The sequence below is a fragment of the Alkalihalobacillus sp. R86527 genome (assembly GCF_042466185.1).
Classification (GTDB): Bacteria; Bacillota; Bacilli; order Bacillales; family Guptibacillaceae; genus Guptibacillus.
This window is the reverse complement of record NZ_JAXHBW010000001.1, coordinates 912,232-926,693: the sequence shown is the minus strand read 5'-3', so window position 1 is coordinate 926,693 and position 14,462 is coordinate 912,232. Positions and strand designations below refer to the sequence as shown.

The 14,462-nt window shown below is 42.7% G+C and carries 17 protein-coding genes; 4 read left to right on the top strand and 13 right to left on the bottom strand.

All coding sequences use genetic code 11. The features are described from left to right. Positions 1-77: 77 nt before the first annotated feature. Positions 78-1,397, bottom strand: a complete 1,320-nt coding sequence (locus SJY16_RS04725; protein WP_377887937.1) for a Na+/H+ antiporter family protein — start codon at positions 1,395-1,397, stop codon at positions 78-80. A 75-nt stretch (positions 1,398-1,472) separates the two neighbouring features. Continuing rightward, positions 1,473-1,856 carry a DUF309 domain-containing protein gene (locus SJY16_RS04720; protein ID WP_377887936.1) on the bottom strand — a complete coding sequence of 128 codons (384 nt, stop codon included), beginning with the start codon at positions 1,854-1,856 and terminating at the stop codon, positions 1,473-1,475. Between the two features lie 91 nt (positions 1,857-1,947). On the opposite strand from SJY16_RS04720, the gene SJY16_RS04715 reads away from it, so the two are divergent. Together SJY16_RS04715 and SJY16_RS04710 are read left to right on the top strand one after the other, a co-directional pair. Next, positions 1,948-2,433 carry a divergent PAP2 family protein gene (locus tag SJY16_RS04715; protein WP_377887935.1) on the top strand — a complete coding sequence of 162 codons (486 nt, stop codon included), beginning with the start codon at positions 1,948-1,950 and terminating at the stop codon, positions 2,431-2,433. A gap of 10 nt (positions 2,434-2,443) precedes the next feature. Further along, positions 2,444-3,244 (top strand): cobalamin-binding protein, encoded by an 801-nt coding sequence (locus tag SJY16_RS04710; RefSeq protein ID WP_377887934.1) that lies wholly within the window; start codon positions 2,444-2,446, stop codon positions 3,242-3,244. Positions 3,245-3,281: 37 nt separating this feature from the next. Here the strand turns inward: SJY16_RS04710 and SJY16_RS04705 are convergent, their stop codons facing one another. The 5 genes from SJY16_RS04705 to SJY16_RS04685 form a co-directional block, all read right to left on the bottom strand. Beyond that, positions 3,282-3,887, bottom strand: coding sequence for a 3D domain-containing protein (locus tag SJY16_RS04705; protein ID WP_377887933.1), 606 nt, complete (start codon positions 3,885-3,887; stop codon positions 3,282-3,284). Positions 3,888-4,000: 113 nt separating this feature from the next. Next, positions 4,001-4,318, bottom strand: a complete 318-nt coding sequence (locus SJY16_RS04700) for a YuiB family protein (RefSeq protein WP_377887932.1) — start codon at positions 4,316-4,318, stop codon at positions 4,001-4,003. 108 nt (positions 4,319-4,426) lie between these two features. Then, positions 4,427-4,570 carry a YuiA family protein gene (locus SJY16_RS04695; RefSeq protein WP_377887931.1) on the bottom strand — a complete coding sequence of 48 codons (144 nt, stop codon included), beginning with the start codon at positions 4,568-4,570 and terminating at the stop codon, positions 4,427-4,429. A gap of 139 nt (positions 4,571-4,709) precedes the next feature. Beyond that, entirely contained in the window at positions 4,710-5,180 is a 471-nt protein-coding gene (locus SJY16_RS04690) for an NUDIX hydrolase (RefSeq protein WP_377887930.1), read from the bottom strand. Between the two features lie 166 nt (positions 5,181-5,346). Next, complete coding sequence (locus SJY16_RS04685; protein ID WP_377887929.1) at positions 5,347-6,549, bottom strand: NAD(P)/FAD-dependent oxidoreductase; 1,203 nt, start codon at positions 6,547-6,549, stop codon at positions 5,347-5,349. 370 nt (positions 6,550-6,919) lie between these two features. Here SJY16_RS04685 and SJY16_RS04680 point away from each other — a divergent pair, with 370 nt between their 5' ends. Next, a complete protein-coding gene (locus SJY16_RS04680; protein ID WP_377887928.1) occupies positions 6,920-7,927 on the top strand; it encodes an NAD(P)/FAD-dependent oxidoreductase in 1,008 nt (335 codons plus the stop codon). A 192-nt stretch (positions 7,928-8,119) separates the two neighbouring features. Here the strand turns inward: SJY16_RS04680 and SJY16_RS04675 are convergent, their stop codons facing one another. Next, positions 8,120-8,317 (bottom strand): hypothetical protein, encoded by a 198-nt coding sequence (locus SJY16_RS04675; RefSeq protein ID WP_377887926.1) that lies wholly within the window; start codon positions 8,315-8,317, stop codon positions 8,120-8,122. Between the two features lie 589 nt (positions 8,318-8,906). Here SJY16_RS04675 and SJY16_RS04670 point away from each other — a divergent pair. Beyond that, the gene (locus SJY16_RS04670) at positions 8,907-9,728 is read left to right on the top strand and encodes an SDR family oxidoreductase (protein WP_377887925.1); all 822 of its coding nucleotides are present in this window, start codon (positions 8,907-8,909) and stop codon (positions 9,726-9,728) included. A 53-nt stretch (positions 9,729-9,781) separates the two neighbouring features. Here SJY16_RS04670 and SJY16_RS04665 read toward each other — a convergent pair whose 3' ends face one another. From SJY16_RS04665 to SJY16_RS04645, 5 genes are read right to left on the bottom strand one after another with little or no spacing between them, the layout of a single operon-like run. Further along, a complete protein-coding gene (locus SJY16_RS04665) occupies positions 9,782-10,750 on the bottom strand; it encodes a sugar phosphate isomerase/epimerase family protein (protein WP_377887924.1) in 969 nt (322 codons plus the stop codon). 27 nt (positions 10,751-10,777) lie between these two features. Further along, complete coding sequence (locus SJY16_RS04660) at positions 10,778-11,815, bottom strand: Gfo/Idh/MocA family protein (protein ID WP_377887923.1); 1,038 nt, start codon at positions 11,813-11,815, stop codon at positions 10,778-10,780. A 4-nt stretch (positions 11,816-11,819) separates the two neighbouring features. Beyond that, positions 11,820-12,848 (bottom strand): Gfo/Idh/MocA family protein, encoded by a 1,029-nt coding sequence (locus SJY16_RS04655; RefSeq protein ID WP_377887922.1) that lies wholly within the window; start codon positions 12,846-12,848, stop codon positions 11,820-11,822. Between the two features lie 21 nt (positions 12,849-12,869). After that, a complete protein-coding gene (locus tag SJY16_RS04650; RefSeq protein WP_377887921.1) occupies positions 12,870-13,589 on the bottom strand; it encodes a ThuA domain-containing protein in 720 nt (239 codons plus the stop codon). A gap of 28 nt (positions 13,590-13,617) precedes the next feature. Continuing rightward, on the bottom strand, positions 13,618-14,445 hold the full coding sequence (locus SJY16_RS04645; protein ID WP_377887920.1) for a carbohydrate ABC transporter permease: 828 nt from the start codon (positions 14,443-14,445) through the stop codon (positions 13,618-13,620). Between the last annotated feature and the right edge of the window lie 17 nt (positions 14,446-14,462).

Below are 14,462 nucleotides of genomic sequence, written 5' to 3'. Positions count from 1 at the left end.
GCACCTCCTCTATTCTCATCATTACCATCTATTTCAATCATAACAAAAACACAGGAGACTTCTCCCCTGTGTTCACATTAAAAGATCATAATCGCAATCCATCCGAATAGAATGAGCGGAATATTGTAGTGTAGAAATGTCGGAACAACGGTGTCCCAAATGTGATTGTGCTGACCATCCGCATTTAACCCGGCGGTTGGACCAAGTGTACTATCAGATGCAGGTGACCCAGCATCTCCTAGTGCAGCAGCTGTTCCTACTAGAGCAATCGTCGCCATGTCACTGAATCCTAGTTCCAACGCGAGAGGCACATAAATCGCTGCGATGATTGGAATTGTGGAAAATGACGAACCGATCCCCATCGTGATGAACAATCCGACGATCAGCATCAATAGCGCTGCGAGCGGTTTGTTATCGCCAATCATGCCAGACACTTGATTTACAAGTTGTTCAACTTCTCCAGATTGTCTTAACACTTCTGCAAATCCATTAGCAGCTAACATGACGAATCCGATAAATGCCATCATCTTCATGCCATCTGTTAGAACCTCTTCTGATTCTTTCAATCGGATGCTACCCGTGATGTATAGCACGATGATACCAGCGAGAGCACCGAGGATCATCGATTCAGTTGGTAGCTGCACCGCAAGTGTCACAACAACAGAAAGTAATGCAAAGAAGATCGAACGTTTTGAATACGTGCGTTCTTCCTCTGGTTCTTGAGAAATCGAAAGCTGTTTATATGTTCTAGGCTTCCTGTACGTAATAAATACCGCAATGAATAGACCTACAACAAGTCCAGCGGTTGGCAGTAGCATAGCAGTTGGAATTGAGGAAAGCTCGATGTCCATCCCACTATCAGCCATATTAGATTGAAGAATACCGTGGAAGATCTTCCCGAATCCAGCAGGTAATAAGATATAAGGTGCAGTCAATCCGAATGTCAGAACAGATGCCACTGCTCTTCGGTCAACTCCTAATTCATTAAGCACCTGTAGAATCGGTGGAATAAGAATCGGAATAAATGCGATATGCACAGGTACAAGGTTTTGAGAGAAACAAGAAATCAATAGGATAATGAACAAGATAAGTACTTTTGCAAGTCCCTTCTTTCGATCTCCACCTTGACGATTCACGACTTTCAATGCTTTATCAACCATTAGTTCTGGTAACCCAGTTCGTGATAATCCTACAGCAAAGCTTCCAAGCAATGCATAGCTCAAGGCAACTGTTGCTCCTCCTCCAAGACCAGAGGTGAATGCGGCAACGGTGTCATCAAGTGACATGCCACCCAACAGCCCACCTGCTATTGCACCGATAACAAGAGCGACAACGACATGTATGCGAAAAAGGCTAAGCCCTAGCATGATGAGTACGGCTATAATAACAGCGTTCATTTTTGTAACAACCTTTCATAACATTTGCTTTAGTTTGGTAAATCACTAATAAGTTACCACGAAAGAGAATGCGTGTCAAATCTCATTTTTCTGCTCGATGATTAAGTCTGGTAATGAGACTAGCTCACTTATATTAAAAAGAGTGTGTGCGTTTGAATATGGTATAATAGACTGACAATTTTCAATATGGTCAATGATTTTACATACATCGATTTCCCAGTGGATTGGGATATAAGGTTGAAGATATTCTAGAGCTGATTGCATCATCATCTTTGTCCCTTTTACATTTCCATAACTATAGTGATAATGTGCAACCGACAAATGCAACAATCCTTTTATAAACGTGTTGGATCGATCTGTTAGCCATATCTCTTCTAAAAGATCATGGCAGAGATAAAATTCTTGTTCATTAAATGCTACAAGAAAATCATAATATTCTTGTGGATAAGGGTACTTCATTTCAGTACTTGCCCCCTTCCGCTCGATTGAGTTAAATGAACTTCGGGTAAATCACCCGTAGAATCAGATGAGAAAGGAAGATGGTTCTTCAATGGATATTTTATTTAACTTCCCACTTTGGGCTGCACTTTTCGGCGTATTTTTCGCTCAATTCCTAAAAGTCCCGATTTATTTTATCGCAACAAAACAAATTGACTGGTCGTTAATGAATTCAACAGGAGGCATGCCAAGCTCCCACTCTGCCGCCACAACTGCTCTTGCAACAGGCGTAGCATTTGAAACCGGGCTCGATTCTCCCGTGTTTGCGATTGCTGCCATGTTTAGTATCATCGTGATGTTTGATTCAACAGGAGTCAGAAGACAAACTGGAGAGCAAGCGATCGTCCTCAACCAGCTTATGATGGACTTCAACAGGTTCATTGAAGAAGCAAAGAGCTGGCAACAAAAGCAAGAACGTGAGAAAGTCGAAGAACTGAAAGAACTTCTAGGCCATAAGCCAATCGAAGTCTTCGTAGGTGGACTACTCGGCGTCATCGCAACGATTATTCTTTATTACTTATTTAAAGTCGGCTCGTAAGGAGGGTATTATGAGAATCGTTTCAATTTGTCCAAGCAACACCGAACTCTGTGCGTACCTTGATTTAACTTCTCAGCTCGTGGGGGTGGATGACTTTTCAGACTGGCCGGAATCGATTCAGGACCTCCCAAGACTTGGTCCTGACCTTTCGATCGACATGGAGAAAGTACAAGAATTAAAACCTGACCTCATTCTCGCATCCTTAAGCGTTCCTGGTATGGAAAAGAATATCGAAGCACTGGAGAAGTTAGATTTGAATTATACGGTTCTGAATCCTAACTCGCTAGATGATATTTGTAAGGACCTCGTGACGCTAGGCGAGCTAACAAATAAACGCGAAGATGCCATTAAGCTTACTGACCGCATCCAACAAATGATCAATGAGTATAAAAAGATCAGTCGTTCGATCCCTAATAAGCCTGAAATCTATTGGGAATGGTGGCCTAAACCGATCTTTACGCCTGGTAAAACGAACTGGCTAACAGAAATCAGTGAGTTAGCCGGAGCAAAGAACATCTTCCGAGATGTGGAGCTCGCTTCTGTTCAAACCGATTGGAAAGATGTCGTAACGAGAAAACCTGATCACATTTGCCTCGCCTGGGTAGGCGTACACCAAAAGAAGGTGAATCCGGTTGTTGTCAAGAAACGTGAAGGATGGGATGAGCTAGATGAAACACCTATCCACATCCTTGAAGAGTGGCTTTACTGTAGACCGTCACCCCGCTTACTGACAGGCTTAGTGAAGCTCGCTGCCATTCTACATCCTGACTACTTTCCAGCTTATGATGGAAAAGATCCATTTCTTTCATAAATAACACAAACGACGGAGATCATGATCTCCGTCGTTTTTAGTCTAATGTTTTATTCAACAGCTGCTGTCTGAATACCTGCATCGATTCGTCTTCATTCAACGTCTGCAACACGTCTTCCGTTAGCGAACCGTCTCCTTTTTTAATCATATAAACTTCGATCGTCTTCTTGCCCCACTCATCATAAACATCTTTAACCGTATCGTAGTATAGGTCGATCCGATTTCCTGTTATCGCACTTCCCGTATCCGCCACAACTCCATACCCATATCCTGGTATGAACAAAATCGTACCAATCGGAAATTTGTCTGGATCCGCTGCGATCGTCGAATATAAATCTCTCGTCACCTTCACGCCTGAGAACGTAATACCGTAGGCAGGATGATCGGGATTCTTTCCAGTTGATTCTTCACCCGCTGTGTAGCCTGTAGCTGTGACAGTATGGACAGGAAACTGTGACCAGTCCTGTGAGTCATTCAGCGTTTGCGGGCGTTCTTCACTCGTTAATACTTTTTGATCAGGAAAAAACCAGTTTGTTAAATCGTTTAACGGAACACCAGATAGTAGTAAGTAAGTTGATAGTAGGGCTGCTAGTACCAGACTTGTGAAAAACAAGCCCTTCGTCATTACGAGCAAAACTCGCACTCGCTCCACTCCTCTCATGGTCTATTCATGTCCAGAGAAAAGCAAAGCTATTCAGAAACAGATGGAAATCCACACACGAAAAAAAGCTTCTGCCAGGAACTGGCGAAGCTTTTCTAGAACATTTGATATCCTCTGACACGTAACATGCGAATTGCGACACCCGCAAACACTGCTCCAACTAGGCCAGAAATTAATATGACTGTATCTGCACTCCCTAGAGATATCAAATCAGATCCAAGCGCTTGAAATGATGAGCTCGGCTGAGAAAAATAATTAAAAAACGGAACATTATCAACGATCATAATGACGATTATCGGATAAACAACTGCCATGATCCACGTCGAACGTAGGAGCATATTGAGTAAGAATCCGATTCCAAAAAATAATACAATAAATAGCAGCATCGAGATGATTAGCTGTGGAATTGCCATACTTTCACCTCCATTTAATCATTGTTAGTTTACTGGATTGCGTCCATTTAGTCAATGAACAGACCGTGAACGAATAGGACGCACAAAAAAACTAAGCGCTGTACGCGCTTAGCTTGTTGTTGGATTTTGTTTTGCTCCACTACCTCCGCAGTTATCGCATGTTTCCGATCCACCAAGAAGTAGTTGAAAGTACCCCTTCCCCTTGCAGTAAGGACAATCCGTTGCCTTTACTTTTCTTTGTTGTCTTCTCACATCAACCACTCCTTTTTATAATTTTCTGATAATATACCAAGAATGGTTGAAAAAGAAAAACCCCAAATACGTCCAAATTTGCTCATGTAAGCGAATACAACTATAATTATCAGAATATTCCGTCTGTATTCTAACGGTTTTACTTATTATGAAATAATTTATAAGTTGTGTACCCAAATTGACTTCCCGGGTTCATTTCAGTCTTGAAATCCTCTTTGTTGTTTAAGAAATAAGGAATCATGGAAGACGTGTTCGGATCACGAAGAAGCTCTTGTTTTGAAAGAAAACACGCCTCCGCGATTTCACCCTCTTCTGCCTTCACTTCTCCCCCGGTCATCTTCATATAAAACACAACTAAGTTGTCACTGATTTCACTTTTGATCACACCTGAACGGATTCCTGCGATTTTCGTTGGTTCAGCAATAATTCCGGTTTCTTCAAAAACCTCACGTTTTGCTGCTTCATCGACCGTCTCCCCTTGGTCAACAAAGCCAGCTGGAAATGACCATTGTCCTTTCAGACCACCATAGTTCTTTTTAACAACTAAATAGCTACCGCCTTCTTCAACAATACCAGCAGCACCTAACCAGACGTTTCCTCTCTTACTCAAGCGAACATTCCCCCCGGTATAATCTCTACGAAGCGTTCATAAACTTTAGCATAGCCCCTATCCTTATTATAGAAAAGCAAAGCTTCCAAAGCCTTTGCTTTTCCTTATGTATTCCTTAAAAAAGAAGGCAAAGACGTCGCGTCTTTGCCCTCTTAGCTGATTCATTTTAGAATAACTTCAGTTTACCTTTTTTCCATACAAGCCCTGGTCCGCCTAGCATAAATAGGTAACGGTTATCGATTACCTTCTTCATAGCAGATGCAGTTGTACCGTAAAGCTTCTTGTTACCAACTTTACCGATCGCTTCGCCTTTACCAAGTGAAGCAACTGTTCCTTTGATATCTGGAACAAATCCTTCTGTTTCTTTCCCTCTTACAAGGTTCAAGACGTTCTTGGATACTGCACCAGCAGCCTGAATAGCAATCTGAGCAGTTGGTGGGAATGGACGGTTGATTTCTTCATTGATAATAAGTGCACAGTCACCAACGACAAATACATCATCGTAATCTGGCGTACGCTGATCTTTGCGAACAGGTACACGGCCACGGTTTGTTTCGAAGCCAGAGTCTGCAACGATGGAGTTACCTTGAACACCACCTGTCCAAACGACAGTTGCTGATTTCACTACTTCGTCTTCACCAAGTACGACGCCATCTTCCATCACTTCTTTGATCATTGTGTTCGTACGGAACTCAACGCCTTTACGTTCAAGAAGGTTCATTGCGTACTCAACAAGCTCTTCGTCAAAGCCTGGTAGTACTGTTGGAGAAGCTTCAACATTAATGATTCTTACACGATCGCGGTCGATATCGAACTCTTTACAAAGTTCAGGAACGCGTTCAGCAAGTTCACCTACAAATTCGATACCTGTAAAGCCAGCACCACCAACGATGATCGTTAGAAGATCGTCGCGACGTTCTGGTTCGTTGTTATAGCTCGCAAACTGATATTCAATGTGCTCGCGAATTTTACGAACAGAGTTGACACTACGGATACTAAATGCATTTTCTTTCAAGCCTTTAATTCCGAATGTAGCTGGTTCAAACCCAAGGGAAAGAACAAGATAATCATACTCAAGTTCGCCATTTTGGAGAATAACACGCTTCTCATCTGGCTTAACTTCTACAACAGTGTCTTGTACAAACTTGATCTTGTTTGTATCAATCACATCATTGATCATAATACGAGTCTTATCGTGATGCATTGTTCCTGCTGCTGGTTCATGAAGCCATGTAGTTTGGTAGTGATAGTCATGCTTGTTTACAAGCGTAACTTCCACTTCATTGGTTCCCATTTCCTTTTGAAGGCGAACCGCTGTCATCATTCCACCGTAACCTGCACCTAGGATTGCGATTTTTGGCCTACTCACTTGTATCACATCCACCTTTTTACCGAAATTTTTTGGACATTACAGAGTAAATTCCTGTTCTGACCATTCGTGAAACGTCAATAAACGTTATGATTATGGATATTATCCCTCATTATTCAAATTTTAATAGAAAAGAACAAGAGACATTGTTAAAGATTTCACGTTCTAGATCGAAAAAAATGTAAGTCTAGCACGCATATTGTCATAAATACTTCAATTCTGACGCTCAATTTTAATCATATTCTTTTTTATTTTGTTTTTCAACCCTTATAATAAAACTTCTAGGGGTGTTTTCGGGATTGGGGTTTAGTTCCGTTTTTATTACGATTATAATAATGAAAGGTTCATTAATTTATGAGGGGGACTGACAATGACTGACCAACAAGAGGTTTACGATATTACCATAATCGGTGGAGGTCCAGTTGGACTGTTTACTGCCTTTTACGGTGGTATGCGTCAGCTAAACGTTAAAATAATAGAAAGTATGCCTCAGCTTGGAGGGCAACTATCCGCTCTCTATCCTGAAAAATATATTTACGATGTAGCTGGCTTTCCAAAAGTACTAGCTCAAGACCTTGTTAATAACTTGATCGAACAAGCTGACCAGTTCAATCCAGAAGTAGCGCTTGAGCAGTCTGTTGAGGAAGTAAAACAAATGGAAGATGGCACGCTTTATCTTCGTGCGAATACTGGGGAAGAACACTACACACGCGCAGCAATCATTACTGCTGGCGTCGGTGCTTTCCAACCTCGCCGTCTAAAAGTTGAGGGTGCGGATCACTATGAAGGCAAGAACCTCCATTATTTCGTGAATGACTTAACGAAATTTGCAGGACAGAAAGTTCTAGTAGCTGGAGGCGGGGACTCTGCAGTAGACTGGGCAAATATGCTTGAGCCGATTGCAGAAGAAGTCACGCTTATTCACCGTCGTGATAAGTTTAGAGCACATGAACATAGTGTGGAGCAATTGATGAACTCCTCCGTTAATATCCAAACGCCTTACAACATTAGCGAATTCATCGGTGATGGCGAGCGTATCAATCAAGTTGTTCTTAAACATGCTAAAGAAGATGAAGAGATTCGAAAAGACGTTGATGCGGTCATCGTTAACTACGGTTTCATTTCTTCTCTTGGTCCTATTAAAGAATGGGGACTTAACATTGAGAAGAATTCGATCGTTGTTAACTCCAAGATGGAAACGAACATCCCAGGAATCTATGCCGCTGGTGACGTCGCTACATACGATGGCAAGGTTAAGCTAATTGCCTCTGGTTTTGGCGAAGCACCTACAGCCGTTAACAATGCAAAATCGTACATGGACCCGGATGCAAAAGTACAGCCGATGCACAGTACGAGCTTGTTCGATAAGAAAAAGTAGAGGTGGATGATTGTGATTGAAATACTATTCATACTAGTAATGGCCACAGCTCTAGGCTACTCCCTTTACAAAAGTTTAAAACACACACCTATGCCAGATTGGAAATCTGTTAAGCAAAACCTTTTCCACTCTTCTCATTAAAGAAATCGAAAACCCCGTGCCGTGGCACGGGGTTTTCAATATGTATAGTGTTTACCAGCCTAGCCCAACTTTAGTGGATAATATCGTTTCACCAGATTCGCCATGTAACGATATTTCATAACGACCAGATCGATTCGAATAAGCTAATGTGCGTTTTTTAAATTCAATATTTGCACGGTAGCGAACCTCAATACTTTCTGTTTCTAAAAGACCTGAATTCTCCTCACGTATCTTCAACAAGAACACCATGATCCCCCCCAAATTCATTACATAATACGTTAATTTTATCATCCTGAGGGGTGCGCTAGATATGCGAAAAAGTTTACATAACGTCCAGTATTTCCCTTTTTATGTAAGTGAAGGGGCGTTTTTCGGAGAATTTATTGGGAATGAGGCGGGGAGCTGATAGGGTGCTTGGTGATTGTGGTGAGTGATCGAGGCGATTTCAGGCGGAACATCCGCGAATTATGGTGATATTTCCGCGGAAATGAGAAAATATCCGCGAATGTAGTTTTAATGGTGGGAGTTCTGGGTGTCTTTTGTCTACTTATTGTCTATTTTTCCATTTTATTAGCTAATTTTCATTCCCACCAGCTACATGATAAGCTCCTCTTCTCTTCCGCAGTTACATATCAGCGATAATTTCAGTTTATCAGCGTATTTTCAGATATATCAGCGCAATTCCACTTTTATCAGCGAAAACACTCCTTTAATCAGCGATTTCAAGAATATATCAGCGAACCCTCTCATTCCCTCATCAAACCAAAACACTCTCATGATTACACCTCCCTCCCACCGGGAAAAGACCTTACTAAGTTTACATAGGGAGGCTACCATTATGAAGAGACTTGAAAACAAAACCGCTGTCGTAACAGGAGGAGCTACTGGAATTGGGAAAGCGACGGTGGAGCTTTTTGCCAAGGAAGGTGCTACTGTCCTGTTGGCAGATGTTAATACAGAAGAAATGGAACAAACAGCAAAGCAAAGCAATAACAAAGGCGCTCAAATCAAAACGTATCACGTAGATGTTTCTGATGAAGAGAGTGTCGTAGCATTTGCCAATAAAGTAAAGGAAGAATTTGGTTCGATCGATGTGCTGTTCAACAATGCTGGTGTGGATCAAGAAGGTGGCAAGGTACACGAATACCCAACTGAATTGTTTGATCGTATTATTTCGGTGGACTTGCGTGGCACGTTCTTAACAAGCAAATACTTAATTCCACTCATGCGCGAGAATGGTGGTTCAATCATCAATACGTCATCTATGTCAGGAAGAGCAGCTGACCTCGACAGATCTGGATATAACGCTGCAAAAGGTGGTATTACGAACTTTACTAAAGGGATGGCGATCGATTATGCCAGAGAAGGTATTCGAGTGAACTCGATCTCACCCGGTACGATTGAAACACCGCTCATCGATCAATTAGCCGGCTCAAAAGATGAAGAAATGGGTAAGAAATTCAGAGAAGCAAACAAATGGGTTACGCCTATGGGAAGATTAGGTCGTCCAGAAGAAATGGCTAAGGTAGCTCTTTTCCTTGCGTCTGACGATAGTTCATACGTAACTGGCGAAGATATCACAGCCGATGGCGGAATCATGGCCTATACGTGGCCTGGTAAGATGCTGATCGATAACGAATGGAAAGAAGAAACTGAATAAAAACACCCCCCGGTTCCTCTATTAAAGAATCGGGGGGTGTTTATTTCAAGAACTTACGCCCACCACATCTCAGTTGGCTGTTCTTCGATTAAGACAGATTGCAAGTTTCTCACTGCGCGTTGGAAACCTTCTTCGATCGACATGAGTGGATCTTCGTGTTCAATACTGACTACATGATCATAGCCATACGTTCGTAGAGCACTCATCATGTTCGACCACTCTCGGTTACTGTGACCACACCCAACTGAACGGAACGTCCACGCACGGGTCTTCACTTCTCCGTATGGTTGCATATCCGTTAAGCCATGCATGTTCACATTATCCTGATCGATGTAGGTGTCTTTTGCATGGAAATGATGAATAGCATTTTCTTTACCAAGAATCTTGATCGCTGCGACTGGATCGATGCCCTGCCACCACATATGACTTGGGTCAAGGTTTGCACCGACTGCGTCGCACGTTAGTTCACGAAGCTTCAGCATCGTATATGGCGTGTGAACGAGGAAACCACCGTGTAGCTCTAGTCCAATTTTCACATTATGATCCTTCGCAAATTGCCCCATCTCTTTCCAGTATGGAACGAGCTTCTCTTCCCACTGCCATGTAAGAACATCTGAATACTCCACTGGCCATGGTGTTACTGGCCAATTTGGGAACTTCGCATCCTCATGATCCCCGGGAGTACCTGAGAATGTGTTCACGACAGAAACATTCATTAATGAAGCGAGCTTCACTGTTTTTACAAACGTTTCGTGGCACTCTTCTGCGAACGCCTTGTCTGGAGAAAGCGGATTTCCATGACAGCTGAATGCGCTGATTTCAAGACCTCTAGCCTGCACCTTCTCTAAATAATCAGCACGCTTTTCCTCGCTCTCAAGCAGTTCATCGAGGTTACAGTGTGCATTACCTGGATACCCGCCTGTGCCGATCTCAACAGCTTTCAACCCAGATGCTTTCGCGTGGTCTAGCATCTCTTCAAATGATTTATCAGAAAAAAGTACAGTAAATACACCAAGTTTCATCGTCTCACTCCTACTTTTTCATTTTTGTTATAATCGAACGCTTCTGCCTGTTTCACAACTTTCATAAATCGCTTCGATTACTTGGGAAACGGTTCGTGCTTCTTCCGCTTTTACGATCGGCTCTTCAAGTCCAAGACAGCTGTTCACAAAGTTCGCCGCTTGTGGTAAACCTGGATCGTCTTCACCAGGAACCCATTGGCTACTGCTATTCAAAAGCATTCCATACTGCGCTTTATTTATTTCGAATGGGAACACATCGAGCCCTCCGTCGCTTCCAGAAATGCTGACAGACTCTTTGTCTTCCGCAATGTTTGCGGACCAGGATGTTTCGAACAATAGTGAAATGTTGTTATCGAATTTAATATACGCCGTAACATGATCATCAACATTGAACGTCTCGTGATCAAATCCACCCCATAAATTCACTTGTTCAGGTGTTTTACTCAACCTGTTATACGTGGTGCCTGTCACCTCGACGGGCTTAGGGTTCCCCATCAACCACATGCTCAGGTCGAGGAAGTGACAACCGTAGTCGATCAAGCTTCCACCACCTTGAAGCTCTTTGTTTGTAAATACACCCCAGCCAGGAACTTTGCGTCGACGAAGCGCTTGTACTCTCGCTACCATCGGATCACCGATTTCCTTTCCTACGATAACTTGACGAGCCGCTCGTGGCTCTTTCATAAACCGATAGTGATAACCGATCGAAAGGATTTTTCCCGATGCTTTTTCCGCTTGGATCATTCGGTCACACTCTTCCACCGTCATCGCCATCGGCTTCTCACATAACACGTGAACACCTGCATGAAGTGCTTCTATTGCAAGGTCCGCATGAAATTTATTCGGTGTACAAATCGTTACCGCATCTACTTCTTTCAGCATATCTGAAACGTCTTCATATACATTTGGTATGTTGAACAAAAGTGAAACTTCTTTTGCTCTTTCATTGTCAACGTCATACACACCAAACAACTCTACTTGTTCAGAGAGTTGTTGGTATGCTGGAATATGGCGACCTTGAGCAATCCCGCCAGATCCAATTATGCCCATTCGTAATTTACTCACGTGATCACCTCAGGTTAATGATTTTCTTTGTTTCGTTTGATTCAAGTGCAGCCAGTACAACTTGTAGTGACTTCATTCCTTCCTCTCCACTAACAGGGCTTTCTTTATCTGAGATGATGCTATCAACGAATCGATCGATTACTTGTGAACTTGACTGTCCACCGCTTTCGTTCGTCTGGATCCCACCAAGTTCATATTTCACGACCTCACCTGTTTGGTATTGAACGACAAGTGAGTTAACCGGATCATCTTCTAATCGTAGGATTGCTTTTTCTGCATAAATGATCGTTGAATTATCTTCACTCGCTGTATACGCCCAGCTTGCAGCAAGCGTGCCGACGATACCGCTTTCAGACTTCAAGATACAAACTGCGTTATCATCCACCGTCGCAAAATCTTTTGCGCTCGTTTCTACAAACGAGCCTACTTCTACGATTTCTTCCCCTAGTACGTAGCGAATGAGATCGGTTTTGTGAACGCCTAAATCTCCCATTGCTCCAATAAATGCCTTTTCTTTTTCAAAGAACCAGCTTTCCTTACCATCAACGCTCCAGCCCTCTGGTCCTGGGTGTCCAAAAGCAGTCCTAAAGCTATACACTTTTCCGAGGTCTCCACTAGCAAGCAATGCTTTTGCTTTGGCGTGTGATGGAACAAAGCGCTGGTTGTGAGCAATCATGAGCTTCTTACCATGTTCGCGCGCAGTCTCGATCATCAGCTCAGCATCTTCTTTTGAGGTTGCCATTGGTTTTTCGCAAAGAACGTGCTTCCCTGCTTTTAATGCAGCAATGGAGATTGGAGCATGTAAGTAGTTCGGCGTACAAACGCTGATCGCATCGATTTCTTCAATTTGAAGTAGCTCTTCAGCGTGTTCGTAGGAAGTCGCCCCATAAAGTGACGCAATCTCATCCGCTCTTGTTTTGACGATGTCGCATACAGCAACGATTTGGATATTCTCATTCGCAGCATATTCTGGTAGATGACGATGTTTCGCAATGCTTCCACATCCAACGACACCAATTTTTAATGTTTTCATAGTTTCTCCTCCACCTCTCTCTTATTTTGCAGTAATGGCTTCGAGTGGTTTTGCATTTCCGTAGACAGGCTTCGGTCGCTTTGTAGGCGCAGACCATACGACAGCGTTCTGGATCACGCGCTGAATTTCCTCGTTATAGTAAGTTGGATACGTTTCATGCCCTGGTCTGAAATAAAAGATTTTCCCTTGGCCACGCTTATATGTACAGCCGCTTCTAAATACCTCTCCGCCTTCGAACCAGCTCAAGAAAACAAGCTCATCAGGCGCCGGAATATCAAAATGCTCTCCGTACATTTCTTCTTTCTCTAGTTCGATTTTTTCCCCAAGACCATCAGCGATAGGGTGAGAAGGATCCACGACCCATAGACGTTCTTTCTCATCTGCTTCACGCCACTTTAGATCGCAGCCAGTTCCCATCAGTTTCTTGAAAATCTTTGAGAAATGAGCAGAGTGAAGTACGATCAAGCCCATACCGTCCAACACACGATTGTGAATTCTCTCAACGATCTCATCTGACACTTCCTCGTGTGCGATGTGTCCCCACCATAGTAAAACATCCGTATTGTTGAGAACTTCTTCAGATAGCCCGTGTTCTGGATCATCTAGCGTTGCTGTTGTAACGTGATGATCTTCTTTTAAAAAGTTCGAAATCGCGCCATGTATTCCATTTGGATAGACACTTCTTACTTTTTCATTTTGTTGTTCATGTCGATTCTCATTCCATACTGTTACGTTAAGCATTTCTCTTCACTTCCTTTTCTTATATTACCTATTCTTTTACTGATCCTGATGTTAGTCCAGATACAATCCTTCTTTGGAAGATGAGTACCATGATGACGAGCGGAATCGTAACAACAACGGTAGCTGCTGAGACTTCTCCCCACGGAATCGTGAATTGCCCCTGGAATAGCGCAATTCCGACAGGTACCGTTTTATACTTATCTGCCGTATTGATCGTTAGTGCAAATAAAAACTCGTTCCATGCAGCGATAAAGACAAGAATCGCAGTCGTGAAAATCCCAGGCACAGCAAGTGGCATGATAACCTTCCAATAAGTCTGCCAAAGTGACGCACCATCAATTCTTGCTGCTTCCTCTAAATCAAACGGAATCTTCCTGAAGAAGGTTACGAGAATCCAGATTGATAGAGGCAGCGTGATCGTTGTATAAGGGATGATCAAACCAAGGTAGCTATTTGTAAGACCAAGGTTCTTTAAGAAAATATAAATTGGTGAAATCGTTGCGATCTGTGGAAACATCGAAACAGACAGCACAACACCAAGGATAATCGGCTTGCCACGGAAGTTCAGACGGGCGATCGCATACGCTGCGAACGATGCTACAAGTACCGTATATACCGTAGTGATACCAGCTACAACAAAGCTATTCCATAGGTAACGCAAGAATGGATAATCTACGAAAACAGATACATAGTTTTGCAAGGTCGGATTAGATGTAAAAGGAGAAAATGCCTTTTCTCCGAATAGCTCTGACAGTGGCTTAATCGAACTTGCAAGCATCCACAAGAATGGAAACATAACAACAAAAACAAATACTGCTAAAAAGACGTAAAACAGTGGTCCCGCTTTCTTATTCATCTTACTTGGCCTCCTTC